Here is a 20,536-nt window from a genome sequence, read left to right on the forward strand (position 1 = left end):
CCTTATTGGCTTTGGCGGAACCCGGACCCTTCGAACTCGTCAACCCCAACGGTCAGGGCAATCTCGTCCTGGTCTGTGACCACGCATCGAATCGCGTTCCTGCCAGTCTTGGCGATCTGGGATTGTCCAGTCAACAACTCGCCAGCCATATTGGGTGGGACCCGGGGGCTGCCCTGTTTGCGCGCCAGCTGTCAGCCAGGTTCGACGCGCCGCTATTTCTCAGCAATTACTCACGCCTGGTCATCGATTGCAATCGCTGGCCATCAGACCCGGAATCGATTCCAGAATCCGGTGCGGGCATTATCATACCCGGTAACTGCAATCTGACTGAGCAGGAAGCCGCATACCGACGTCAGGCCTTGTTTGAACCCTACCAGGCAGCCATTGCCTCCAGATTAAGTCAATCGGCGGGGCAGACTCGTCTGCTGCTGAGCATTCACAGCTTCACCCCCTCCCTTTCTGGCATAGACCGCCCCTGGCCGATTGGTGTCTGTTACCGCCGCGATGCCGCACTGGGAAGACGCTGGGTCAAGGTCTTGAAAAACCTGCTTGGTTCCAGGCCGGAAAACAAGGCACAGCACGGTACTGCCGGCCCGGTAGGGGACAACGAACCCTATGAGATCGAGATCGACTGTGACTATACAATTCCGGTCCAGGGCGAGAACAGAGGCATCCCCAGCATCATGCTGGAGCTTCGCCAGGATCAGATAACTGATGAGCAGGGTATCCAGCAATGGTCCGACATTATCACTGAATCCTGGTTAGCGTTAGCTGGCCAATAGCCTTCGTCCGGATTGCGCCCCCCCTTATACATAAGGAACCTCTGCAGTAATTCGCCAGTGGTTCCATAACATTTTGACAAGAGGCTCCGTGGACTGGTGTGATCTCGTTACCGACGGTACTTCGGTCATTTTGGATGCAGACAAAGGCTCAGTAACACTGAGACCTTCCCCACGCCAACCACAACGCTTTCAGTATAAAGTCTGCCACCGTGCAAAAGGTCACAGAGTTACCCTAACGTTGCAGGATATCGGCGCGGACAAACCGCTAGCATTTTTGTGTTTTCTGGCAGAATCAACCCCGGCCTCAGGTCGGCGGCGCATTCGCCTGCTGCAGGAACCTAATCCAAATCCTGCCCTTATCGTATTACTCTGGGTAGAACAAATTTCTTTCGCAATACACAGCGGATTTTAAACATGTATCGAAATAAACCAGGGCGCCTGACAGCTATTATCACTGTTATTTTCTTCTCTGCTACGGCGAATGCAGAGGTCTACTTTTGCGAGGACAGGGCGGGAGTCTCTATCGATCAGTATGGAGTGGCCACCTCTGACGATGAGAGCAATGATTTCGAGCAACAGAACTGGGTGGTTGATACCGACAAGGGATGGCGCCGCTCTGACCTACCGGGCTTCAGCGGCGCCTGCCAGACAAATAGGGGTTATGTCGTGTGCAGGGCGACTGATATTATTTTTGGCGAAGCGACGCTATCCATTCATCCCGATGGCTCAAACTTCAGCCTTGTGTACGTTGACTACGGATTGGGGGCGTTAGCTTTTGTCGGGAAGTGCACCAAACCGCAGGCAAATTCTGGCTAGGTCACCCAATGCGTCGGCCATTCGACCAGTTTGCCGTCGAGACACATTGCAGCAAGCCTCTCTTCCATCCGGCGTTTTAACAGTTCAGCCCCGGGTCATGGGCAGGTTTTCCAGCAGTAACCGAACATGCAGCTGAAGCTCTGAAAGCTGCTGCGGGTTCAGATCAAACTGGCTAAGTGCCCGGGTTGCGCTTTCGAAATCCTTTTGCGTAGTCGGGTCTGGCATCCCATAGAACGTCAGCAAGCTCTGCTCTGCTCGCCCCAGGAGCGACACCGTCTTCTCATCGGCATCGATAGCCATAATCCGCAGAAGGTCCTGAATATTAGCCCTGGCGCTGCTGCTGACTGCCTGGCTGCGAAGAAAGTCAGCAATGATGAACTCGTATTCCCCGGCAGTCTGCTGTAACTGTTCGGCCTGTGCCAGCAGCTCCCTGCGCTGCTCCAGCTCCAGGTTCGCCGGTGGGAACGACAGGGCCCGCGCATGACGCAGCATCTCAATGTGCTCGTACTGTACAAAATCATAATGGGCAACCTGACCCGAACGGACACGCTGCATCTCGGCGGCAATGCGTGTCGGTGCGGTGACCGCGCGATCCAGGGCCTCGGCGTAGGCCTGCTGATGCTGCCTGGCCAGCACGGTCGGGTCCGGCAGAGTGACCAGCACCGGGGCATCATCCTGAGTTACACCCGAACCCCGGTGGCTGACACTGCAGTCCATGGTGGCTGAATAAGTCCCGCTCACGGCACAGTCGCCAATCAGGCTCTGACTGTCGCCCAGCGAGCGCAGGAAGGCGGCGATCTCATCGATATCGCTATTATCCAGGTAACGGCCCAGTTGGTGGCGGGCCATCTGGTCCACCGCCTGTTGCAGAGAAGTGATGCTGCCGTCATGAAACCAGGGGCCGGTGGCGGCCACGTTGTGCAGAGTCGGCACCTTGAAAACGTGACGGTCCTGCTCGCGACCGGAGCGCCCGAACAACCCGTCGTCCGCTTCGAGTGCCGGCCTGTCGTCCCCGTACCAGGTTTCTGCCACGCCCAGTTGCTGGTAAGAATTACCTCCCAGATTGACCCCGTTATGACAGCTGGCACAACCCACTTCCACGAAGCGCTGCTGACCCCGGCGGGCCTTGGCGTTCAGTGGCTCATGCTGCGCATCGAACTGGCTCAGAAAAGGCGAATCCAGCCCGGTAAAGTTTATGATTTCGTAGTAGGCGATGGCATCGCCCAGGTTCGCCGCGGTAACACCGTCGGGATAGAGCCGGTCGAAAGCACGCTTGTATTCTGGAATGCTTTCCAGCATGCCGATCAGGGTGTCGAGATCATGGCCAAGCTCTATCGGATTCTCGATCGGACCCAGCGCCTGTTCCTGCAGGGTAAGCGCCCGGCCATCCCAGAACTGGCGGAAATTCAGCGCGGCATTGAAGATGGTAGGCGCGTTCAGCTCACCCATGGCGCGACCAATACCGAACGACACCGGACTGCGGTCCACCCCGCCCAGCAGCGCGATATGGCAGGAAGCACAGGACAACGAGCCATCCCGGGACAGGCGCCCGTCATTAAACAGCTCGGTGCCCAGCTGCAGCTTCTCCTCGTTGAGAGAATCCATGTCGATATCGGGAATGACCCGGAAGATGTCATTGGCCGAGGGATGCTCCACATCGCCCCGGATCAGCGCCGCCTCGCCTCTGGCGTTGGTGAATGCCAGCCAGGCATTTTCGATTGCAGCTTTGCTTTCTACAACGCCGGCATTTTTGATCACGCCGTCGCTTTCGCCTGTCCTTGCGCTTTCCCTGTCATTCGTCCCCGGGACAGCGACATCGGCACTGGTCAGGACTGGTTGAACAGCCACTGCCAGAAACACTGCGAGGAAAACGTTTTTCATGGTTGCGCTCCGTAATCCGAACCGTGGTCATGATAGTTAAAAAAGGGCCTGGTGTCAGTACGGCTTTTGAGCAGCTGAACCCCGTGTTTGACAGGGGAAAAGCATTCCAACCCGGGTTCCAACCGGCCAACCAGGCCGTTATTGGCCAGATCTAATTTATTCTCAGCCGCGATCACCCCAGCTGACCCTGCGTGAGGGCACCACTGTCAAGCAGGTTTGTAATCAGCGTGCTCAGAACTTCTCTGGACGGAGCCTGTGCAACAAAGGTAGCGTGTTTTTGTCCAGCCAGAACTGATCCAGGTCAGAAACAGATTTCTTCAGCGGCAAAGGCAGGCATATGGAAGCTGGGTGCGGTAAAACCGCATCAAGAGCACCCACACCACGTTCTTACAATGAATTTCAGGCAGGTTGTTATCGAAATTCCCTCTATTCCCTCAAGCACTGGCAATAGCGAGGGATACATCACCCCACAAACACCAGATACGGCATCAAAGCCCGGCTGAAATCCATCAGAAAACGGAAAATCGGCACGCCAATCAGGCTCAGCAGTATCAAAGCCAGGAACAGCTGCGCGCCGTAGCGGCCGTTGTAGTAATCGTAACGCTGACGCAGGCCCTGGGGCAGCGCCCAGGACATGATGTAGTGCCCGTCGAGGGGGCCGAAAGGAATCAGGTTAAACAGCATCAGCAGCAGGTTGATCTGCGCCATCAGAGACAGAAACAGATTCTGCTGTCCGGTCAATGCCGTGCCGTTCAGATAAAAATACTGCAGCGTGTTAATGGCCAGAACCGCCAGCAACAGATTCATCAGCGGCCCCGCCGCGGCAACTGCGGCATTTCCCCAGCCGTACCTGATTTTACGTGGGTTGGTCGGCACCGGCCGGGCATAGCCAAAGCCCACCAGCACCACCATCAGCAGGCCCATGGGATCGATATGGGCGACGGGGTTCAGTGTCAGGCGCCCCATTTTCTGCGCCGTATCATCGCCCAGCATCCTGGCGCTGGCGGCGTGACCGAATTCATGCAGAGTCAGCGAGAAGATGATCGCCACCAGGATGGTGATAAAAATCAGGTATTGGCCCGACAATAATAATTGCAACATGGTAATTGACTACCTGGGAAGTGATTGCCGCAGAGCGTGCAGGCGCTCAATTGAGACTGGGATAACTGGGATAACTGGGATAACTGGGATAAAGATACAGCAATTGACGCTGAAAAGCCTGGCCAGACAATCAACGCAACCGCCGCGCCCGCACCTCTCGCCCCTTGACCTTACCCTCAGCGAAAACCGTCAGCGCCGTTTTAGCCGCCTGCTGCTCGACAGCCACATAGGCGACCTTGTCGAACAGGGTAATCTTGCCGATCTGCGCGCCGGTCAGCCTGCCACCGGCGGTCAACGCACCCAGCAGGTCACCTGCCCGGATCTTATCCCTGCGGCCAACGTTCACCTGCAGGGTAACCATGGGCGGGTACAGCTTGAAATCTGGCGGCACAGTCAGATCGGCGGCACTGGCCAGCGTCGCGGCGGCACCCTGGAACTCTTCGATGGCGTGCAGGTACCGACTCTCCCGATTGCTAAACAGGCTGACCGCCAGCCCCTTGCTGCCGGCCCGGGCGGTGCGCCCGATGCGGTGGGTGTGTACTTCAGGATCCCGGGCCAGCTCGAAGTTGATAACCGCCGCCAGCTCCTTGACATCGAGCCCGCGGGCAGCGACATCCGTTGCCACCAGGATCGAACTGCTTTTGCCCGCGAACTGAGTCAGCACCTGGTCACGCTCCGCCTGCTCGAGATCACCGTGCAGGGCCAGCGCATGCAGATCCTGCTCGCGCAGCGCACTTACCAGCTGCTGGCACCTTTCCCGGGTATTACAGAACACCAGGCTCGATTCCGGCCGATAATGGGCAATGACCCTGAACAGCACTGCAATCCGGTCACCCTCCTCCACCTGGAAAAACACCTGTTCGATATCCGGCCCGCTGTGACTGCTGGCAACGCGGATATCGACCGGGTCACGCTGCACACTGCGACTGATCTGCCTGATGCCATCGGGATAGGTCGCCGAGAACAGCAGTGTCTGCCGGGCTGCAGGCGTTGCGCCGATGATGTTGAGAATATCGTCATGAAACCCCATATCCAGCATGCGGTCGGCCTCATCCAGAACCAGAGTCTCCACGGTGTCGAGGTGCAGAGTCTTTTTCTCCAGATGCTTCAGGATGCGACCCGGTGTACCGACGACAATGTGCGGGGCGCGCCGCAGGGAAGTCAGTTGTGGACCCATCGGTTTACCACCGCAGAGGGTGAGCACCTTGACATTGGGAATGGCGCTGGCCAGCCGGCGGATCTCCGTCGCCACCTGATCGGCCAGTTCCCGGGTAGGCGTTAATACCAGCGCCTGAGTGCAATAGGATTGTACCGCCAATCGGTTCAGCAGGCCGATAGCAAACGCCGCCGTCTTGCCGCTACCGGTCATGGCCTGGGCGATCAGGTCCTTGCCTGCCAGCAACGGGGGCAGCGCCTGGGCCTGGACTGCCGTCATTGACTCGTAGTCGAGGCTTCTGATGCTGGCCTGTAATTCGTCGCGCAGGGGAAGTGTCGTGAATGCCAGGGTAGTCATTGCCTTGGGAACCTCTGATTAATTATGGAAACGCTCTGCGGGAGTCTGTCGGGCGTTACTGCAAGGCGTCGTGCGCAGGGAATGGCGCGGCCCCTGCCTAGGTCGACAACGCCGCAGTGGTGCCCGAAGGGGCCTTCAGGCGGGCCACTCCGTTCGTTGCCTGGCCTTTAAATGCGGGGCGCGCATCATAGCAGAGTTTTCAAACCCATCGCGAGGGATTCCGGGCATGGCTCCGAATGCTGACCCGCAGAGCCTTCATCCGCTCAGCCCTGCCATTGCTTGCCCGGCCCGTTTACTGCAAGCTGGAGCCTGTTATGGAATCCGCTCAACTGACAGCGCCGATCCTGCCAGGAAAGCCGTGCTACAAGCAACCGGAATCCCCCACGAGCCTCAGCAGAAGAAACCCCAGCATGGCACTGAAACCGACTATCTATAAGTTCAGCGTCGCTCTGAGCGACATCGACCGCGACGTGTATGAGAGTCTCAACCTGACCCTCGCCCGCCATCCCTCTGAGACCATGGAACGCATGCTGGTAAGATTGCTGGCTTTCTGCTTCAACACCCGGGAGCGACTGGAGTTCTGCAAGGGCATCAGTGATCCTGAAGAACCGGATCTGTGGCAACGCGGTCTGGATGGTAACCTGGAGCTGTGGATCGACGTGGGCGAACCAGCAGTCGAGCGGATCAAGAAAGCCACCCGGGTGGCGTCATTGGTAAAGGTCTACAGCTTTAACAGCAAAGCCGACACTTGGTGGGGGCTGAATCGCGACGCCCTGGTGGCGTTGCCTGCAGAGATTTTCCAGTTTCAATGGAATGAAATAAAGAACCTGGCGGACCGGATTGACCGCACCATGGAGCTGTCCGTGACCATCAGCGAGGCTTCCGCCTACGTGGCCACTGCCAGGGGTGAGTGTGAAGTTGCCCTGCTACGACACCACTGAATTGCCGCTGAGGCGGCCGGGCAACCGCAGACTGATTACCAGAGCGTTGTGGTAATCAGTCAAGATTCCCTAGAATAGACGGTCAGCAGGCTGTTCCAACACCACCGTCGTTAATCGCAAACCTCAGGAGCATGCACATGATTTCCGTATCAAGCAGGAAAGTCAGATTGCCTGGACAGATCCTTGTGGGGATCCTGGTGTTGTGTTTCAGCCTGGGTTACTTGCAAACATTTGCCCAGGCAGCACCTGCAACCGCGCTTGCTGTACCAGAGTCGACTCTACTCGCACCACGTGCCACGGAAGCTTTCTACCTCGACAGACAGCCCGGGCCTGCCTGGCAGGATGACGATCTGTTTGACCAGTTACTGACCGCCCTGGAAGGGTTGCGTGACCACGGGCTGGACCCGGAGCACTACCACCTGGCGACACTCCGAGACCTTCGCAACGATAGGGCTAGGCGGGACCGGTACGCTACCGACGCCTGGTTTTCTGCGGCCGCGCACATGCTGTACGGCAAGCTGGATCCGGTGACCGTCGAGCCCGACTGGACTGCCGGGAGCAGGGAGGCAGACCTCAATGACAGCCTGCTCCAGGCCCTTGCAGCCGGTGAAATTGCGGCAAGCCTGACCCAGTTCGCGCCGCGACAGCCGCAATACACGAGCCTGGTCGAGCACTACCGCCAGCTCAGGCAGAGGGAGCTTGAACCCATCAACACGGTACCTGCAGGGCCGACACTGCGCAGTGGTGATTACGATGACCGCGTTACGGTATTACAACAGCACCTTGATCGGTTGGGCACTCTGGATGAGGACTACCAGCCGGGTCTGATGGACGCCGCGACGGTTGAGGCAGTAAAAATATTCCAGGCCCAGAATGATCTGGAGCCCGATGGTCTGGTGGGGCCGGCAACGTTATCTGCGCTGAATTTCGGCCCCCAGCAGAAGCTGGACAAACTGCGGGTAAACCTGGAGCGCTGGCGCTGGCTGCCCGAAGAACTCGGGCAACGGCACATCCGGGTCAATATTGCCGGTTTTACCGTCACCACCTGGGAGAACGGCTCACTACTGCGGACTCACCTGGCGGTGGTGGGAAAAGATTATCGCAAAACACCGGTCTTCTCGGATCAGATCGAATACCTGATATTCAACCCCTGGTGGGAAGTTCCCTACTCGATCGCCAGAATCGACAAACTGCCACTTTTTCGTCAGGAGCCGGAACTAATCCGGGAACTGGGATTCGAAGTACTGGACCGTAACGGTAAGGCCCTTGAGCCTGACACGATTGACTGGAACAGTGTTTCCCAGGCCAATTTTCCCTATCGGCTCCGTCAGGCACCGGGCGAGGAAAATGCCCTGGGACAGGTGAAAATAATGTTTCCGAACGCACACAACGTCTATCTGCACGATACCCCTGCCCGCGGCCTGTTCGAACAGCGCCAGCGTGCATTCTCCTCCGGTTGTATTCGCACCCAGTTCCCGCTTGAACTGTCCCGCTGGCTTCTAGAGGGAAATCCGGGCTGGGACCGCGAGCGCATCGACAGCGTGGTGGCCAGCGGACAGGAAACCCGGGTAAACCTTACAACCAGGGTCCCGATTCACATTCTTTACCATACCACAGTGAGCGAACCAGGCGGCGGTGTACTCTTTCTTGACGACATTTATCAACGGGATGCTGCCGTGCTCAACGGGCTGCTGACTCCTCATCATTAATTCTGTGCAGGTACGAATCTATGAAACTCGTTACGTTGTTCTCTTGCTTACTCGCAGTCTGCAGTTCGGCCGCCTTAGGCAATTCGAATCGCGCTGACTTCACCATTGCCTTTCATGATATTGAAACCGATCTGAAAATTATCACCACCTCGGTGATGCCCGAAGAGTACCTGCCAGTAAAAACTACCGCCGGGGCTTTGGCACCGCAGGGAGAATTAAGAAAAACAGAAACCGGCTGGGAGTGGCAGGCGCCGGCCCACCCCGGGCACTACAGCGTCTCATTCCAGCAGGCGGGCCAGGAAATCCTGCTGCGGGTGTTCGTACTGACGCCATTTCTCAACGGCGAACAGGAAGCACTGCAGGGCTTTACAATTGGCAGTTACCAGAAGGAGCTGTTCAGAGGATTACCCACGTACTCGGCCCCCCGGGGCTTCATCAACCTGACCGACGACCTGGCCGGGGTTCAGGTGTCCCCCAGTTTTTCCATCAACCAGTTTGTCAGCAAGCAGAAACCTGGGCACGATGACGCTACCTACCTGCTGGTCCTGCCTGCCATGCTGATCAAGCTCGAGACACTGCTGGAAGCGGCCAATGAAAGGGGCTGGCGTGCGCCAACTTTGTACGTGATGAGCGGTTTCAGGACACCATTCTACAACCGTGCGATCGGCAATAACACGACAACTTCGCGGCACCTGTACGGTGGAGCAGCAGACGTCTGGATCGATGGCGACGAGGATGGTCTGATGGATGACCTGAATGGCGATGGCAGGATTGACCGCCAGGATGCCTTCACGCTGGCCGGCCTGGCCGAAAGTCTGGCTGCCAAAGGGGGGCGGGACTGGCCACCGGGCGGAATCGGCATCTACGACTCCACCCCGGCACACGGGCCTTTTGTGCACATCGATTCACGGGGATACCGGGCGCGGTGGTAGCCGGGCGCCGCCGGCAACCAGCCATGGCTGTTAGTCTGCAAATACGCCGGATTTTATTGATCCTGAGCAACATCTGTGGCGCTGCGAAACTACAGAATAAAGGCCAGGGCTTGTGCAGTGCGGCTCGCCAAAGTATCAATCAGAAGCAAAACCGGAGAGTTCACTATGAACAGTGCCAAATCACGCGTCGATGAAATGCTCAACGATCTGAAACAGGAGCGTGACGAACTGCGGTTAAAAATCAAACTCGCCAAAATGGAAGCCAACGAGGAATGGGCAAAACTCGAAGCGAAGCTGGCCAGGCTCGAGACAAAAGCCAGGGAATTGAAAAGCGCCACAGAGGATTCTTCGAAGGAAATCGGTGCGGCGGCGAAACTGCTCGGGGAGGAAATCCGCGATGGCTTCAAGAATATAGCCCGGCATTTGTAGCGAAAGCCGGCAGCCCAGACTAATCCAGCCGGCTGGTATTGGCAAAATTGACAAGCTTGTCTTTAAGACGTTGTGAGTAAGTAACAAAATTTGTTAACGCACCGGCATCCCGCCGATTCGGATCGGCCAACAGTGACAGGAGGTTCCTGTTGGTGCGGTTGATACAGGCCTGCAGGTCCTGAGAGACGGCCTTGATGTCCAGCTCCTTCTCTTCAAGCAGGGATTTGTTGATGCTGTCGAAAAGATTAAGGGTGTGGCTGGACAGATCCCTGATCAACAGCAGAATATCGCTCCTCAATTCGATGAAATGCTCCACCATGACCTTCTTGGCGTTGAACAGGTCCACAATCGAGTCATGTATCTGAAACAGGTAGTCGAACTGGTTGATAATTCTGATCAGGTCTTTCGAATCCTGTTCGTCATTAACGAGAGTGACGATTCTGGAGAAATACGCCAGGTACTCTTTTTTGACGAAGTTCATGTAGTCATTGCGTTTCTCGGCTGCATCAAAAACACCCCGGTAATTTGTTTCGATGCTCAGGGTGACCGTGCTGTAGTTCTCCTGCAGGAACCGCAACAGCGACTTGGCTTCCCCTTCCAGCTCGATTTTTATATCCGAGAAACTGGCTCCCTCCGCATACACCGGCAACGTCAGCCTCTCAAAGTCCATCTTGCCTTCACCCAGCAGCGAGTCAACCAGACGACTGAACGGCGAAACAAAAACCGTGAAAATGATACTGGTGACAACATTGAAAACCAGATGGATGATGGCCAGTGCCACCGCGGGCTCTGCGGTCACATCGCTTAACCGGTTTCCAAACAACAGCAAGGCCGGTAAAAAAAGTATCACGCCGCCAAAATTGAACAGGAAATGGCACAGAGCCGTCTTTTTGGCTGCCACATCCATATTGAACATGGCCACCAGTGCTGTCGCCGTGGTGCCGATATTGGCACCCATAATCAGAGGCACCGCGTTCTCCAGACCCAACAGACCCTGTTGGGCGAAAATAATTGCCAGGCCGGTGGTCACGGAACTGGATTGTACAATGGCAGTGAACAGGCAACCGAAGAGAATGGCGAAGACAGGATTGCGGGGCTCGATTAATAAATTAATCAGCGCCGGATTATTCTGCAATGGCTGCAATGACGACGCAATGAGGTTGAGGCTGAAAAAAACGAAGCCGAAATAAAAAATTGCCTTACCGAAAATCGCGTACCTGGATCGAATGAGGGACAGGAAAAAGCCGCAGATAATCAGCAACGGTGCGAAAGATGTCAGCTTGAAGGCAACCAGCTGAGCGGTGATCGTGGTGCCGATATTGGACCCGATAATGACGCCCACGCTGTTTTTGAACGAAATGACGCCGGCATTGACCAGGCTGATAGCAATGACAGACGTGGCGGAACTGGATTGTATGACCGCCGTGACCAGTGCGCCGATCAGTACCCCGGCCGCCGGAATTCTGGTCGCACGGCCAAGGGATTTCCTCAGCCTTTCGCCGGATATATTCTCGATTTCCCTGGAAAAATGCTCCAGGCCGAAAATAAACAGGATGATGGCGGTAATTCCCGCGATCGTGATACTGATAGTCCCCATGTAGCGATCACCTTGATTCAATTGGGCCGGGGCCTGGTGCTGGGTGCCGCGCTCGATACAGGCTCACGAACCGTACCCAGGCTGGCGGGAGCCGACTCCGAATAACCTGCCACCCTTATTATCTGCTGAATCGTAGCGAAAGAGACCACTTTTTTTACCAGCACATCCCGACCGGCCGCGCTGACGGAAATGTCACAGCGGCAGGAAGCGGATTATTGGGGTGGTATTCTCAGGTATCTGTCGATCTGTCCGCAGCAGGCAGCACGGCTGCTACCGGCTGAAGTACTCGCCCGGCCGCGCTTACTGCATCCACAAAATAATCCTGGAATACATCGCGGCGTCTCATGATGGCCGGTGGTTTACATTCTTCCGGCGTATGCAACAACCCTGCGCGGGCCAGCAGCGAGGCGAACCGGCGGCTGCCGCTTAGGGCAGAGAGGGGAATAGCCAGCATCAAGCCGACAACCATGGGCAGCATCCAGTACAGCAGTGGTGAAGACAGCCACAGGAGCTGCGTGGTGACCAGCAGACCCACGGCGGTGTGCCAGCCATGCCTGTACAAAAGCTCTTTCCAGGATACCCGTCTGCCGCGGCGCTGCTGGGCTGACCAGCCGGAATCCTGCCCCCGCACAATTTCCCAAAGGTGTCTGCTGTGCAGCAGCATAACAATGGGCGCATGCAATATCGAGAACAGAAGTTCCATTACTGCACTCAGGACAAGCCGGACCCGTCCCTGGCCGCCGTGAACCTCCCGGCGGCAGATGCCGGCACAGAACCCCAACAGCTTTGGCAGCAGCAGCAGGGTCATGGTAAGAATAAACAGACGAATCATGCGCTCGGCATCGAAAACCAGCCCTCCGAGCAGCAGCCAGCCCCCATCGGCTGATGCGACTAACGGCTCCTGACTCAACCGGGTACTCAGCAGCAACCCCACCGCCACCATCGCCAGCCACAAGGGTGATGTTGCGTAGTTCATAACGCCCATCAGCATATGGGCGCGGTTCGGCCAGCGCAGGCCGCGGGCGGAAACCACCGCCAGGTGCTGCACATTGCCCTGGGCCCAGCGTCGGTCCCGCACCGCCGCATCCAGCAACGTAGGAGGACATTCCTCCCAGGAGCCTTTCAGCCCCGGCAGCATGCGCACTTTCCAGCCCGCCCGTCGAATCAGGGCCGCCTCGACAAAATCGTGCGAGCGAATTTCACCACCGAATGGACGCGGCCCTGGTATACAGGGCAGACCGGCAGATTCCGCAAACGCACGAACCCGCAGAATGGCGTTGTGACCCCAGTAGTTCCCGTCGTGGCCCTGCCAGGCATTCAGGCCACGGGCAAAGACCGGGCCATAAACCACACCGGCAAACTGCTGAAGCCGGGCGTACAACGTCTCGCCACCGTACAGGTTCGGCAGGGTCTGCAGAATCCCGGTTGAAGGTTCGGCATCCATCTCCCGGACCAGCCTGGCCAGGGTTTCCCCGGCGATCAGACTGTCGGCATCCAGCACCACCATATAGTCATACCGACTGCCCCAGTGATTGATAAAGTCACGAATGTTGCCGGCCTTGCGAGCAGTATTGCGATCACGCCGTCGGTACCAGACCGGTATGTTGCCCGCCAGCCGCTCGCGCAGGCATTGCACGGCCGCCACTTCCGACGACCAGATTTCCGGTTCGCTGGAGTCGGACAGAACAAATATTTCGAAATGCTGCTGCAAGTCCAGCTGCGTCAGTTCTTCGGCCATCGCTGCCAGCGCCGCACAGGCGCTGACCGAATCCTCGTTGTAGACGGGCATCAGCAGCACGGTCCTGCCGCGCAGTGGTGCATCGCTGGCGGCGTGCCAGCCGTCATGACCATAAAACACGCCGGACAGTGCTGCCATCGCTGTCAGCGCGACCCACCCGAACGTAACGGTGAACAGGCACAGCAGTAACCAGAGTAACAGCGCAGTCCAGACCGGCGCACCAGCCCCATTCAAAGGCAGGATGAGATACAGCTGGTAGCTGGCAGCGGCAGTCAGTGCCAGGCTGCCGCCGAAGGTGAGCAGTCTGGCCAGCCAGGGAGAGGCATCGTGACTGGCGATAACCGTATCCGGGTGCCTCGACAGCACCTGGGTCGGCATGGACAGCGGGGCTGTCGGTGGCGTTAAAAGTGATACCTGCGTCATCGGGTCCACCGGTATAACCAGGTTTCACCCCACTGGCGACCGCCAACTTCCAGGGTGACGCGCAGCTCGGCCAGTTCGGCCCCGGCCGGGTCCAGTTTTATATAGGCCCGGTAGCGATCGGTCGCATCGACCAGCGTCCCGCTTACGTTAGTGATCGTGCCGGCACTGCTGGTCGCAATGATCCGGACGGCGCCGTCTTTTTCTGCAACCGGTAACTGACTGCCGTCGCTGTAATCAATGACGAAGACCCGCTCCCCGCTGCCTGCGACGGCACCGGCGGCGGTATCGACGATTCGCCCCTGGGCCGGCCCGGCAGGTGATCCCTTACCCCACAGCATGCGGTACCGGAAGCGGTACTCACTACCGGCCTGCAGACCGGCGGCCGGTTGCCAGTAGGCGACAATGTTGTCGTTGATCTCTTCGACGCTGGGAATTTCCACCAGCTCCACATGTCCGGCACCCCAGTCATCCAACGGTTCGATCCACAACGAGGTGCGCTTGTCATAGCGGGCCTCTGCGTCATTGAATTCAGCGAAGTCCTGATGCCGTTGCAGGAGCCCGAAGCCTGCCGGCATCGCGGCACCGAAGGCGGAAACCTGCACTTGCGACGGATTGCTCAGCGGTCGCCAGACAGTCTCGCCATTGGTCTGCAGAATCTGTAACCCGTCCGAGTCGTGCACGGCGTTGCGGAAGTCGTCAAAACGATCGCGGTTGGTGGTGTCGAACAGGAACATGGAAGTCAACGGCGCAATGCCGACCCGCGGCAGGTCACGACGCGGGTACAGGGTTGCATCCACTTCCATGCGGGTGCCCGCGCCGGGCTTGACTGAGAAATGAAAAGCACCGGTCACCGAAGGGCTGTCCAGCAAGGCGTGAAGTACAATCTGTTGTGCTTCGTTCGCCGGTCGCTCGATCCAGAAATCGGCAAAATGGGGGAATTCCTCCCCGCCGGGCCCCACTGTATTGACCGCGAGGCCGCGCGCTGACAACCCGTAGAACTGGTCTTTGCCGACGGCCCGGAAGTAACTGGAACCAAGAAACACCAGGAATTCTTCGTGGCGCGCGGACGAATTGATCGGGTAATGGATGCGAAATCCAGCATAACCGCCGGCGTCTGCCGGATTGACGCCAGCCAGACTGTGCGGGTAATCGAACACGGCCGGGGAGAACGGCAGCCGCTGTGACTGCCCTTCGTTGACAGTATGCAGCCCCACCGGGATGGCGTGCAGAAAACCGGGATGGAACAGTTGCAGCTGAAACGGCCCCTGTGCATCGCGCCAGACAGCGGCTTCAGGATTGAACACGATGCGCCGGTAGGTATCGTAATCCAGCGCCAGGAGTGGATTGTCCGCCGCCAGCCTCTGGGGCTGGAATGGCTGCGCCGCCAGCTGACGGGCCCGGTCCTGCAGCCACTGCTGGCTGAACGGCTGGGCACTGGTTCGATCCGGATTCAGACTATCGACCGACTGCGCCTGGAGTTGCTGGGCGGCAACCAGGCAGATCGCCATCATCCCTGTCGTCAGACAGACAGCGAACCCGTGTCGGTGAAACATGTGTTACTTCCTTTCCGCCGCTGGCGGCTGAATTCTGACCAGGGTCAAGAACCCCGGTGGTGGTTACCCGCTTTACCTGTTCGGTGACTTTGTGAATTTTTGTTCAGTTAACTTTTTACTTTTAACTTTGAACTTCTACCTTTTAACTTTTTGCTTTTTGCTTTCTGCTTTTAACTTTGCTTATTTGCAGTCAATGCCTGACCGCTTAACCCTTTAACTTTTGCGCAATTAACGGGTAGGGCGTCTAGCCGGGTAACCGGCAGTCCCGCTTCAACCAGAGCCATTACGTCCTCGCAACTGCCATGGATCAGCGCCAGGGGCTTTGACTGGTCCCGATGGGTAAGCAGAACGTATACTGCGGGAACAGCAAACCGAACTTAAACTGCCCCTGGAGTGCCCCTATCTTCTCACTGCCCGGTCCCAAATTGCCAGCCTCTGCACCGGAATTACTGCGTGAACTGCGACGAACAGCGGCGCTGGGCGGCGGCCTGCTGCTGGCCATGGCTTTCTCTCTGTCGGCCCTGGCAGAAGCCAGCTATGCCCTGCGCTGGCTGCTGCCCGGGACAGCCACCTGGGGACTGGTGGTGTGGCAATGTCGAAGCCGCCTCCATAAAAATTACAGCACTGAGGACGGCACCGCCTATTCCCAGCTGGGGCTGGGCAACCGCATCACGCTGCTGCGGGGTCTGCTGATCGCCGCCACCGCCGGCTTTCTTGCTACGGCCGGAATCACGACCCACTCCCTGCTGCTGTTCGTCCCCGCCGCGCTGTATACGGCAGCCGCCCTGGGTGACGCTCTGGACGGTTACCTGGCCCGTCGCCAGGGCCAGACTACGCTGCTGGGCAGAGAACTCGACACGGCCCTGGACGCACTGGGCCTGCTGGTGGCCCCGCTGCTTGCGATTCTGACCGGAAAGCTTCACTTCAGTTACCTGCTGGTAAGCTTCGCCTATTACCTGTTCAAGGGAGGCATTCACTGGCGGCAGCGTCACAACAGACCGGTCTATGCCCTGCCACCCAGCCGCCTGCGGCGCCAGTTGGCCGGCTTTCAGATGGGCCTGGTGGCGGCGGCGCTATGGCCGCCCCTGCCTGCCGAGTTGACACGTCCGGCCGGCCTGCTGTTCATGCTGCCGCTGCTGATCGGCTTCGTGCGTGACTGGCTGTACGTCAGCGGCCGGCTGGGCAACAACCAGGAACCACCGCTGTGAAGAAACACTGGAAAACCATCAACCTGGCACTGTGGCTGCTGGCACTGATCCTGGTGGTCTGGACGCTGCGACAACTGCCGTTCGACGAGATGCTGGCGCAACTTGGAGGCCTGTCAGTCGGCAACTGGCTGTTGTGGACAGCAATCAACCTGTTGATTCTGTATTTATCGGTCAAAAGGTGGCAGCTGCTGGCCATGTCGCTGGACTGCCGTCTCTCTCTACCCCGATTATTCCGCCTGCGTCAGGCCGGCAGCACGGTGAGCTTCCTGACACCGGGGCCGCATTTCGGTGGCGAACCGCTGCAACTTTACTGGTTACACAGCCACTTCCACCTGCGCCTGCACCGGGCCGCCGCCATGCTGGGCCTGGACCGCCTGCTGGAGACCGCCACCAATCTTGCCGTGCTGTTGGCTGGCGTGCTGATGCTGCTTGGCACGGCCATCATGCCAGCCGCTGAATGGCTGCAGATCTCTGCGATCCTGGCCGGCCTGCTGAGCCTGATGCTGGTCGGAACCGGGCTGCTTTTCAGGCACCCGACCTGGCTGGCAAAGCGGATCCGCCGCCTGGTACCAGGGCGGACCGAAGCGGAATCAAGCGGCAGAGAGGGAGGCTGGTCGGCCCTGGTCAATCTGCTGCAGAACAACCTGTCCTGGCGCCACCCGCGGCTCTGGCTGGCCCTGCTGCTGGCACTGGCGGGCTGGGCGGGGCTGTTACTGGAACTGCTGGTGTTACTGCGCTTTCTGGGCTTGTCACCGACACTTTCCGATGTGGTACTGATCATGGTGGGCATGCGGCTGGCAATGCTGCTGCCGGCGCCGGGAGGAATCGGCACCATCGAGGCCTCACTGCTCTGGTCGTTCAGCTTTCTGGGCTTGCCCATGACGGCTGCTGCCGGCCTGATCGCCATGAACCGCCTGCGGGATGCGGTGGTGCTGTTGATCGGGCTGGGCTGCCTGGCCAGTTTCCAGCGCCCCGCCTAGGCGGATGCAGCCGCCAGGGGTGGGTCCGAAACCCTGCCCGCGGAACCGGCTGCGCCCGGATCGCCAGTGGCCGGCGACGGAATTCACACCCGGTCCGACTAAGAAAATTCAGCTGAATTGGGTGCGATAGGCGGCCCAGCAGCTTTCGTTTTCCCACAACTTGACGGTCAGCGCGCCGCTGCCAGGCGGTTCGATACCGGCCAGCAGTTTCTCGCTCAGAATACGACTGAAATGTTCCAGGCTTGGATTCAGCCCGGCGAACTCCGGCTTGTCGTTCAGCATGCTGTCACGAAAGTAATCCACGGCGTCTTTCAGCGCCGCCTCGATCTCGACAATGTCCACCAGGTAACCGTGCCGGTCGAGAGTCTCGCTCTCGATGCGCACCTCCAGCACATAGTGGTGGGCGTGCGGGCTGTTCTCGTCTCCCCAATCGCCTCCGATCAGGTAGTGGTTGGCAATAAAATCCTTGGTAACGGCGACGGTATACATAAGAACCTTTTATTCCGGATAGTGGAACACGGACTGCATGAACCCGGACTCTTCTTCATGCAATCGACGGTATAGGGAGCCTGCCTCTTCAAGAGGCAGCGTATGAGTGATCAGCTGCTGCGGTCGGACCCGGCGAATCATTTCCCAGGCGAGAGCAAACCGGCGTTCCTTATCCCAGCGGCCGCTCAGAGCAGGTGCCAGGGTGCTGACCTGGCTGGTAATCAGTTGCAGCCGATTGCGGTGCGCTTTCCCGCCCAGATCAACCGGTGCCACTTTATTGCCGTACCAGCTGCCGATCACAATGCGGCTGGCAAAGCCACTCAGACTGATAGCCAGGTTCAGTGCTTCCGGATTGCCACTGACTTCATAGACAAGGTCGGCGTCGGCCAGCGCAGCATGCGTGCTATCCGGGGACTGTGGCGCCTGACCCGCTTGCTCCGGGCTGCAAACTGTTTGCACACCCAGGCGCCGGGCCAACTCCTGTCGGAACGGCTGGGCGTCCACGGCAGCCAGCGAGGCCAGTGGGTGTTCCGCCAGCAACGCCGACAACAGCAGACCGACGATGCCCTGCCCCAGCACCACCACCCGTTCGCCAAGCAGGGGCTGACCATCCTGAACCAGATTGACCGCGGTTTCCATATTGGGCAGAAACACCGCATCGCGGGCAGTCAGATCGGCCGGTATCACCTTGAGCTCTTCGAGGCGGGCCAGAAAATGACTGACATGGGGCTGAAAGGAGAACACCTGGCGCCCTTGCCAGGCAGGATCGACCGCGGCGCCGATCTGTTGCACTTCACCAACGCAGGCGTAGCCGTATTGCAGCGGGTAGCCGGTGGACTGCTGCAGAGACTGCAGGTTGCTGTCCAGCGCCATCGTCCGGGGCATCTGGCCCCGATACAGAAGCAATTCGGTACCCGCACTGACCGCCGAATAGCAGGTTTTGACCAGCACCTGATCGGGCCCCGGTGCCGGCAGCAGTGCTTCGCGAACCTCGACCTGGCACGGTGCCGTGAACCACAGCTGCAAAGCTTTAATGGGGCTGGGTCTGGGATTGGAACCGACTGTCATGGGTGTCCTGCTCCCCGCCCGTCATTCCCGTACCGCAGCCGGCCCCAGACGATCAGCTCATCGTCCAGTTGCTGACTGAACAGTGGCGAGATACGTGGAAACGAGCCACTGCCGGCATCGCACAGGCGCCCGATGGCGTTATAACCCCCGACCAGCAGCGGCGCCACTGTCAGCACGATGACATCGGCCAGTCGGGCACGCAGAAAGGCACTGATGATGGAGGCACCGCCTTCCACCATCAGGCTGCGAATACCTCTATCATAGAGTGCCGCAAGCGCAGCCTGCAGGTCGACCTGCCCGGCGTCATCGCCGGGCACCTCAATCAGGTCGCAATTACTGCGCGCTTCGGCGCCTGTGCAGGTCGTCAGGACCCAGCAACGCTGGCTGTCACTCTGACACAGCCGGCTCGATGGAGGCAGACGCAGCTGGCTGTCCAGCACAATCGGTTGCGGGTCGCTGCCTGACCACTGGCGCACCGTGAGTCGCGGGTCGTCGGCGAGGACCGTACCGATACCCACCAGGATGCCATCGTGCAGACTGCGCAGCTGATGGGTGACACGCATGGCGGCGGCACTGCTGAGTTCGAGAGTCTCGCCGGGACTGGTGGTGATGCTGCCGTCCCAGCTCTGGGCGTAGCTGAGGGTTACGTAAGGTCGTCTGCTGTGCGGGTCAGAAACGGCGCCGTGGAATTCCTGCTGTGCCTTGTCAAGCCATTGCTCAATGCGTTGATTGAGATCCATAGGCTCACGGACTGCTGGCGGATTTGATTTGCAGGATGTGATTCATGCGCTGGGCCTTGGTCAACAGATAGCCGGCATTGTCGGCATTGGCCGCCACTTCCAGTGACACGCGCTCCTTCACATCGATACCGGCCGCCTTCAGGGCGCTGATCTTGGCTGGATTATTGGTAATGAGACGCGCCGAACGCACCCCCAGATCCTGCAACATCAGGGCCGCCAGGGAATATTCCCGCGCGTCTGCCTCATGCCCCAGCATCAGGTTGGCATCCACGGTGTCGAAGCCATCATCCTGCAGGTTATAAGCGCGCAGTTTCTCCAGCAGACCTATACCGCGGCCTTCCTGGCGCAGGTAAAGCACCACGCCGACCCCTGCTTTGGCCACCATTTCCATCGAGCGGTCCAGTTGCTCACCGCAATCACAGCGTCGCGAACCGAGCACATCCCCAGTGAAACACTCCGAGTGAACCCGCACCAGGGCGGCATCAACGCTGGCCGGATCGCCCATGTACAGCGCCAGATGTTCTTTGCTGTCCAGGGTGTTGGTGTAGTAACACAGATGAAAATCACCGTAAGCGGTGGGAATGCGGGCACTGGCCTTGCGGGTCACGGAAAGTTTGGACATCGTGCTCTCAACAT

The 20,536-nt window shown here is 58.6% G+C and carries 18 protein-coding genes; 8 read left to right on the forward strand and 10 right to left on the reverse strand.

Going from position 1 to position 20,536, the window contains the following annotated elements; all coding sequences use genetic code 11:
- Positions 1-5: 5 nt before the first annotated feature.
- On the forward strand, positions 6-782 hold the full coding sequence (locus R3F50_21730) for an N-formylglutamate amidohydrolase (protein ID MEZ5492906.1): 777 nt from the start codon (positions 6-8) through the stop codon (positions 780-782).
- Between the two features lie 414 nt (positions 783-1,196).
- Positions 1,197-1,598: a hypothetical protein gene (locus R3F50_21735; protein MEZ5492907.1), complete on the forward strand. Its 402-nt coding sequence runs from the start codon at positions 1,197-1,199 to the stop codon at positions 1,596-1,598.
- Positions 1,599-1,682: 84 nt separating this feature from the next.
- Here R3F50_21735 and R3F50_21740 read toward each other — a convergent pair whose 3' ends face one another.
- From R3F50_21740 to dbpA, 3 genes are all read right to left on the reverse strand, one after another.
- Positions 1,683-3,479, reverse strand: a complete 1,797-nt coding sequence (locus R3F50_21740) for a cytochrome c peroxidase (protein MEZ5492908.1) — start codon at positions 3,477-3,479, stop codon at positions 1,683-1,685.
- A gap of 462 nt (positions 3,480-3,941) precedes the next feature.
- Positions 3,942-4,580 (reverse strand): site-2 protease family protein, encoded by a 639-nt coding sequence (locus tag R3F50_21745; protein MEZ5492909.1) that lies wholly within the window; start codon positions 4,578-4,580, stop codon positions 3,942-3,944.
- Between the two features lie 130 nt (positions 4,581-4,710).
- On the reverse strand, positions 4,711-6,093 hold the full coding sequence (dbpA, locus tag R3F50_21750; GenBank protein ID MEZ5492910.1) for an ATP-dependent RNA helicase DbpA: 1,383 nt from the start codon (positions 6,091-6,093) through the stop codon (positions 4,711-4,713).
- Positions 6,094-6,329: 236 nt separating this feature from the next.
- Here dbpA and R3F50_21755 point away from each other — a divergent pair, with 236 nt between their 5' ends.
- From R3F50_21755 to R3F50_21770, 4 genes are all read left to right on the forward strand, one after another.
- Positions 6,330-7,034: a YaeQ family protein gene (locus R3F50_21755; protein MEZ5492911.1), complete on the forward strand. Its 705-nt coding sequence runs from the start codon at positions 6,330-6,332 to the stop codon at positions 7,032-7,034.
- Between the two features lie 137 nt (positions 7,035-7,171).
- A complete protein-coding gene (locus R3F50_21760) occupies positions 7,172-8,743 on the forward strand; it encodes a L,D-transpeptidase family protein (GenBank protein ID MEZ5492912.1) in 1,572 nt (523 codons plus the stop codon).
- A gap of 20 nt (positions 8,744-8,763) precedes the next feature.
- Positions 8,764-9,675 (forward strand): D-Ala-D-Ala carboxypeptidase family metallohydrolase, encoded by a 912-nt coding sequence (locus R3F50_21765; protein ID MEZ5492913.1) that lies wholly within the window; start codon positions 8,764-8,766, stop codon positions 9,673-9,675.
- A 165-nt stretch (positions 9,676-9,840) separates the two neighbouring features.
- Positions 9,841-10,104: a hypothetical protein gene (locus R3F50_21770; protein ID MEZ5492914.1), complete on the forward strand. Its 264-nt coding sequence runs from the start codon at positions 9,841-9,843 to the stop codon at positions 10,102-10,104.
- A gap of 19 nt (positions 10,105-10,123) precedes the next feature.
- Here R3F50_21770 and R3F50_21775 read toward each other — a convergent pair whose 3' ends face one another.
- From R3F50_21775 to R3F50_21785, 3 genes are all read right to left on the reverse strand, one after another.
- A complete protein-coding gene (locus tag R3F50_21775) occupies positions 10,124-11,701 on the reverse strand; it encodes a Na/Pi symporter (protein MEZ5492915.1) in 1,578 nt (525 codons plus the stop codon).
- Positions 11,702-11,930: 229 nt separating this feature from the next.
- Positions 11,931-13,862, reverse strand: coding sequence for a glucans biosynthesis glucosyltransferase MdoH (gene mdoH, locus R3F50_21780; GenBank protein MEZ5492916.1), 1,932 nt, complete (start codon positions 13,860-13,862; stop codon positions 11,931-11,933).
- Complete coding sequence (locus R3F50_21785; GenBank protein MEZ5492917.1) at positions 13,859-15,415, reverse strand: glucan biosynthesis protein; 1,557 nt, start codon at positions 15,413-15,415, stop codon at positions 13,859-13,861. The genes mdoH and R3F50_21785 overlap by 4 nt, the downstream gene beginning before the upstream one ends.
- Before the next feature lie 425 nt (positions 15,416-15,840).
- On the opposite strand from R3F50_21785, the gene R3F50_21790 reads away from it, so the two are divergent.
- The gene (locus R3F50_21790) at positions 15,841-16,623 is read left to right on the forward strand and encodes a CDP-alcohol phosphatidyltransferase family protein (protein MEZ5492918.1); all 783 of its coding nucleotides are present in this window, start codon (positions 15,841-15,843) and stop codon (positions 16,621-16,623) included.
- Entirely contained in the window at positions 16,620-17,603 is a 984-nt protein-coding gene (locus R3F50_21795; GenBank protein MEZ5492919.1) for a lysylphosphatidylglycerol synthase transmembrane domain-containing protein, read from the forward strand. Before R3F50_21790 ends, R3F50_21795 begins: the two co-directional genes overlap by 4 nt.
- 108 nt (positions 17,604-17,711) lie before the next feature.
- Here the strand turns inward: R3F50_21795 and R3F50_21800 are convergent, their stop codons facing one another.
- The 4 genes from R3F50_21800 to ribA are packed head-to-tail and all read right to left on the reverse strand — an operon-like array spanning position 17,712 to position 20,522.
- Complete coding sequence (locus R3F50_21800) at positions 17,712-18,092, reverse strand: 6-carboxytetrahydropterin synthase (GenBank protein ID MEZ5492920.1); 381 nt, start codon at positions 18,090-18,092, stop codon at positions 17,712-17,714.
- A gap of 9 nt (positions 18,093-18,101) precedes the next feature.
- Positions 18,102-19,160, reverse strand: a complete 1,059-nt coding sequence (locus R3F50_21805) for a zinc-binding alcohol dehydrogenase (protein ID MEZ5492921.1) — start codon at positions 19,158-19,160, stop codon at positions 18,102-18,104.
- Positions 19,157-19,900, reverse strand: coding sequence for a RibD family protein (locus R3F50_21810; GenBank protein MEZ5492922.1), 744 nt, complete (start codon positions 19,898-19,900; stop codon positions 19,157-19,159). Before R3F50_21810 ends, R3F50_21805 begins: the two co-directional genes overlap by 4 nt.
- Positions 19,901-19,904: 4 nt before the next feature.
- Positions 19,905-20,522 carry a GTP cyclohydrolase II gene (ribA, locus tag R3F50_21815; GenBank protein MEZ5492923.1) on the reverse strand — a complete coding sequence of 206 codons (618 nt, stop codon included), beginning with the start codon at positions 20,520-20,522 and terminating at the stop codon, positions 19,905-19,907.
- Positions 20,523-20,536: the final 14 nt, after the last annotated feature.

It is taken from the genome of Gammaproteobacteria bacterium, assembly GCA_041395725.1.
GTDB lineage: Bacteria > Pseudomonadota > Gammaproteobacteria > Pseudomonadales > Pseudohongiellaceae > NORP240.

Excerpts from the sequence above, each read along its gene's own strand:
- dbpA (MEZ5492910.1), bottom strand. The coding sequence starts at position 6,093 with ATGACTACCCTGGCATTCACGACACTTCCCCTGCGCGACGAATTACAG.
- R3F50_21745 (MEZ5492909.1), bottom strand. The coding sequence starts at position 4,580 with ATGTTGCAATTATTATTGTCGGGCCAATACCTGATTTTTATCACCATC.
- R3F50_21735 (MEZ5492907.1), top strand. The coding sequence starts at position 1,197 with ATGTATCGAAATAAACCAGGGCGCCTGACAGCTATTATCACTGTTATT.
- mdoH (MEZ5492916.1), bottom strand. The coding sequence starts at position 13,862 with ATGACGCAGGTATCACTTTTAACGCCACCGACAGCCCCGCTGTCCATG.
- R3F50_21805 (MEZ5492921.1), bottom strand. The coding sequence starts at position 19,160 with ATGACAGTCGGTTCCAATCCCAGACCCAGCCCCATTAAAGCTTTGCAG.
- R3F50_21770 (MEZ5492914.1), top strand. The coding sequence starts at position 9,841 with ATGAACAGTGCCAAATCACGCGTCGATGAAATGCTCAACGATCTGAAA.
- R3F50_21765 (MEZ5492913.1), top strand. The coding sequence starts at position 8,764 with ATGAAACTCGTTACGTTGTTCTCTTGCTTACTCGCAGTCTGCAGTTCG.
- R3F50_21775 (MEZ5492915.1), bottom strand. The coding sequence starts at position 11,701 with ATGGGGACTATCAGTATCACGATCGCGGGAATTACCGCCATCATCCTG.
- R3F50_21755 (MEZ5492911.1), top strand. The coding sequence starts at position 6,330 with ATGCTGACCCGCAGAGCCTTCATCCGCTCAGCCCTGCCATTGCTTGCC.
- R3F50_21810 (MEZ5492922.1), bottom strand. The coding sequence starts at position 19,900 with ATGGATCTCAATCAACGCATTGAGCAATGGCTTGACAAGGCACAGCAG.
- R3F50_21785 (MEZ5492917.1), bottom strand. The coding sequence starts at position 15,415 with ATGTTTCACCGACACGGGTTCGCTGTCTGTCTGACGACAGGGATGATG.
- R3F50_21800 (MEZ5492920.1), bottom strand. The coding sequence starts at position 18,092 with ATGTATACCGTCGCCGTTACCAAGGATTTTATTGCCAACCACTACCTG.
- R3F50_21760 (MEZ5492912.1), top strand. The coding sequence starts at position 7,172 with ATGATTTCCGTATCAAGCAGGAAAGTCAGATTGCCTGGACAGATCCTT.
- R3F50_21740 (MEZ5492908.1), bottom strand. The coding sequence starts at position 3,479 with ATGAAAAACGTTTTCCTCGCAGTGTTTCTGGCAGTGGCTGTTCAACCA.
- ribA (MEZ5492923.1), bottom strand. The coding sequence starts at position 20,522 with ATGTCCAAACTTTCCGTGACCCGCAAGGCCAGTGCCCGCATTCCCACC.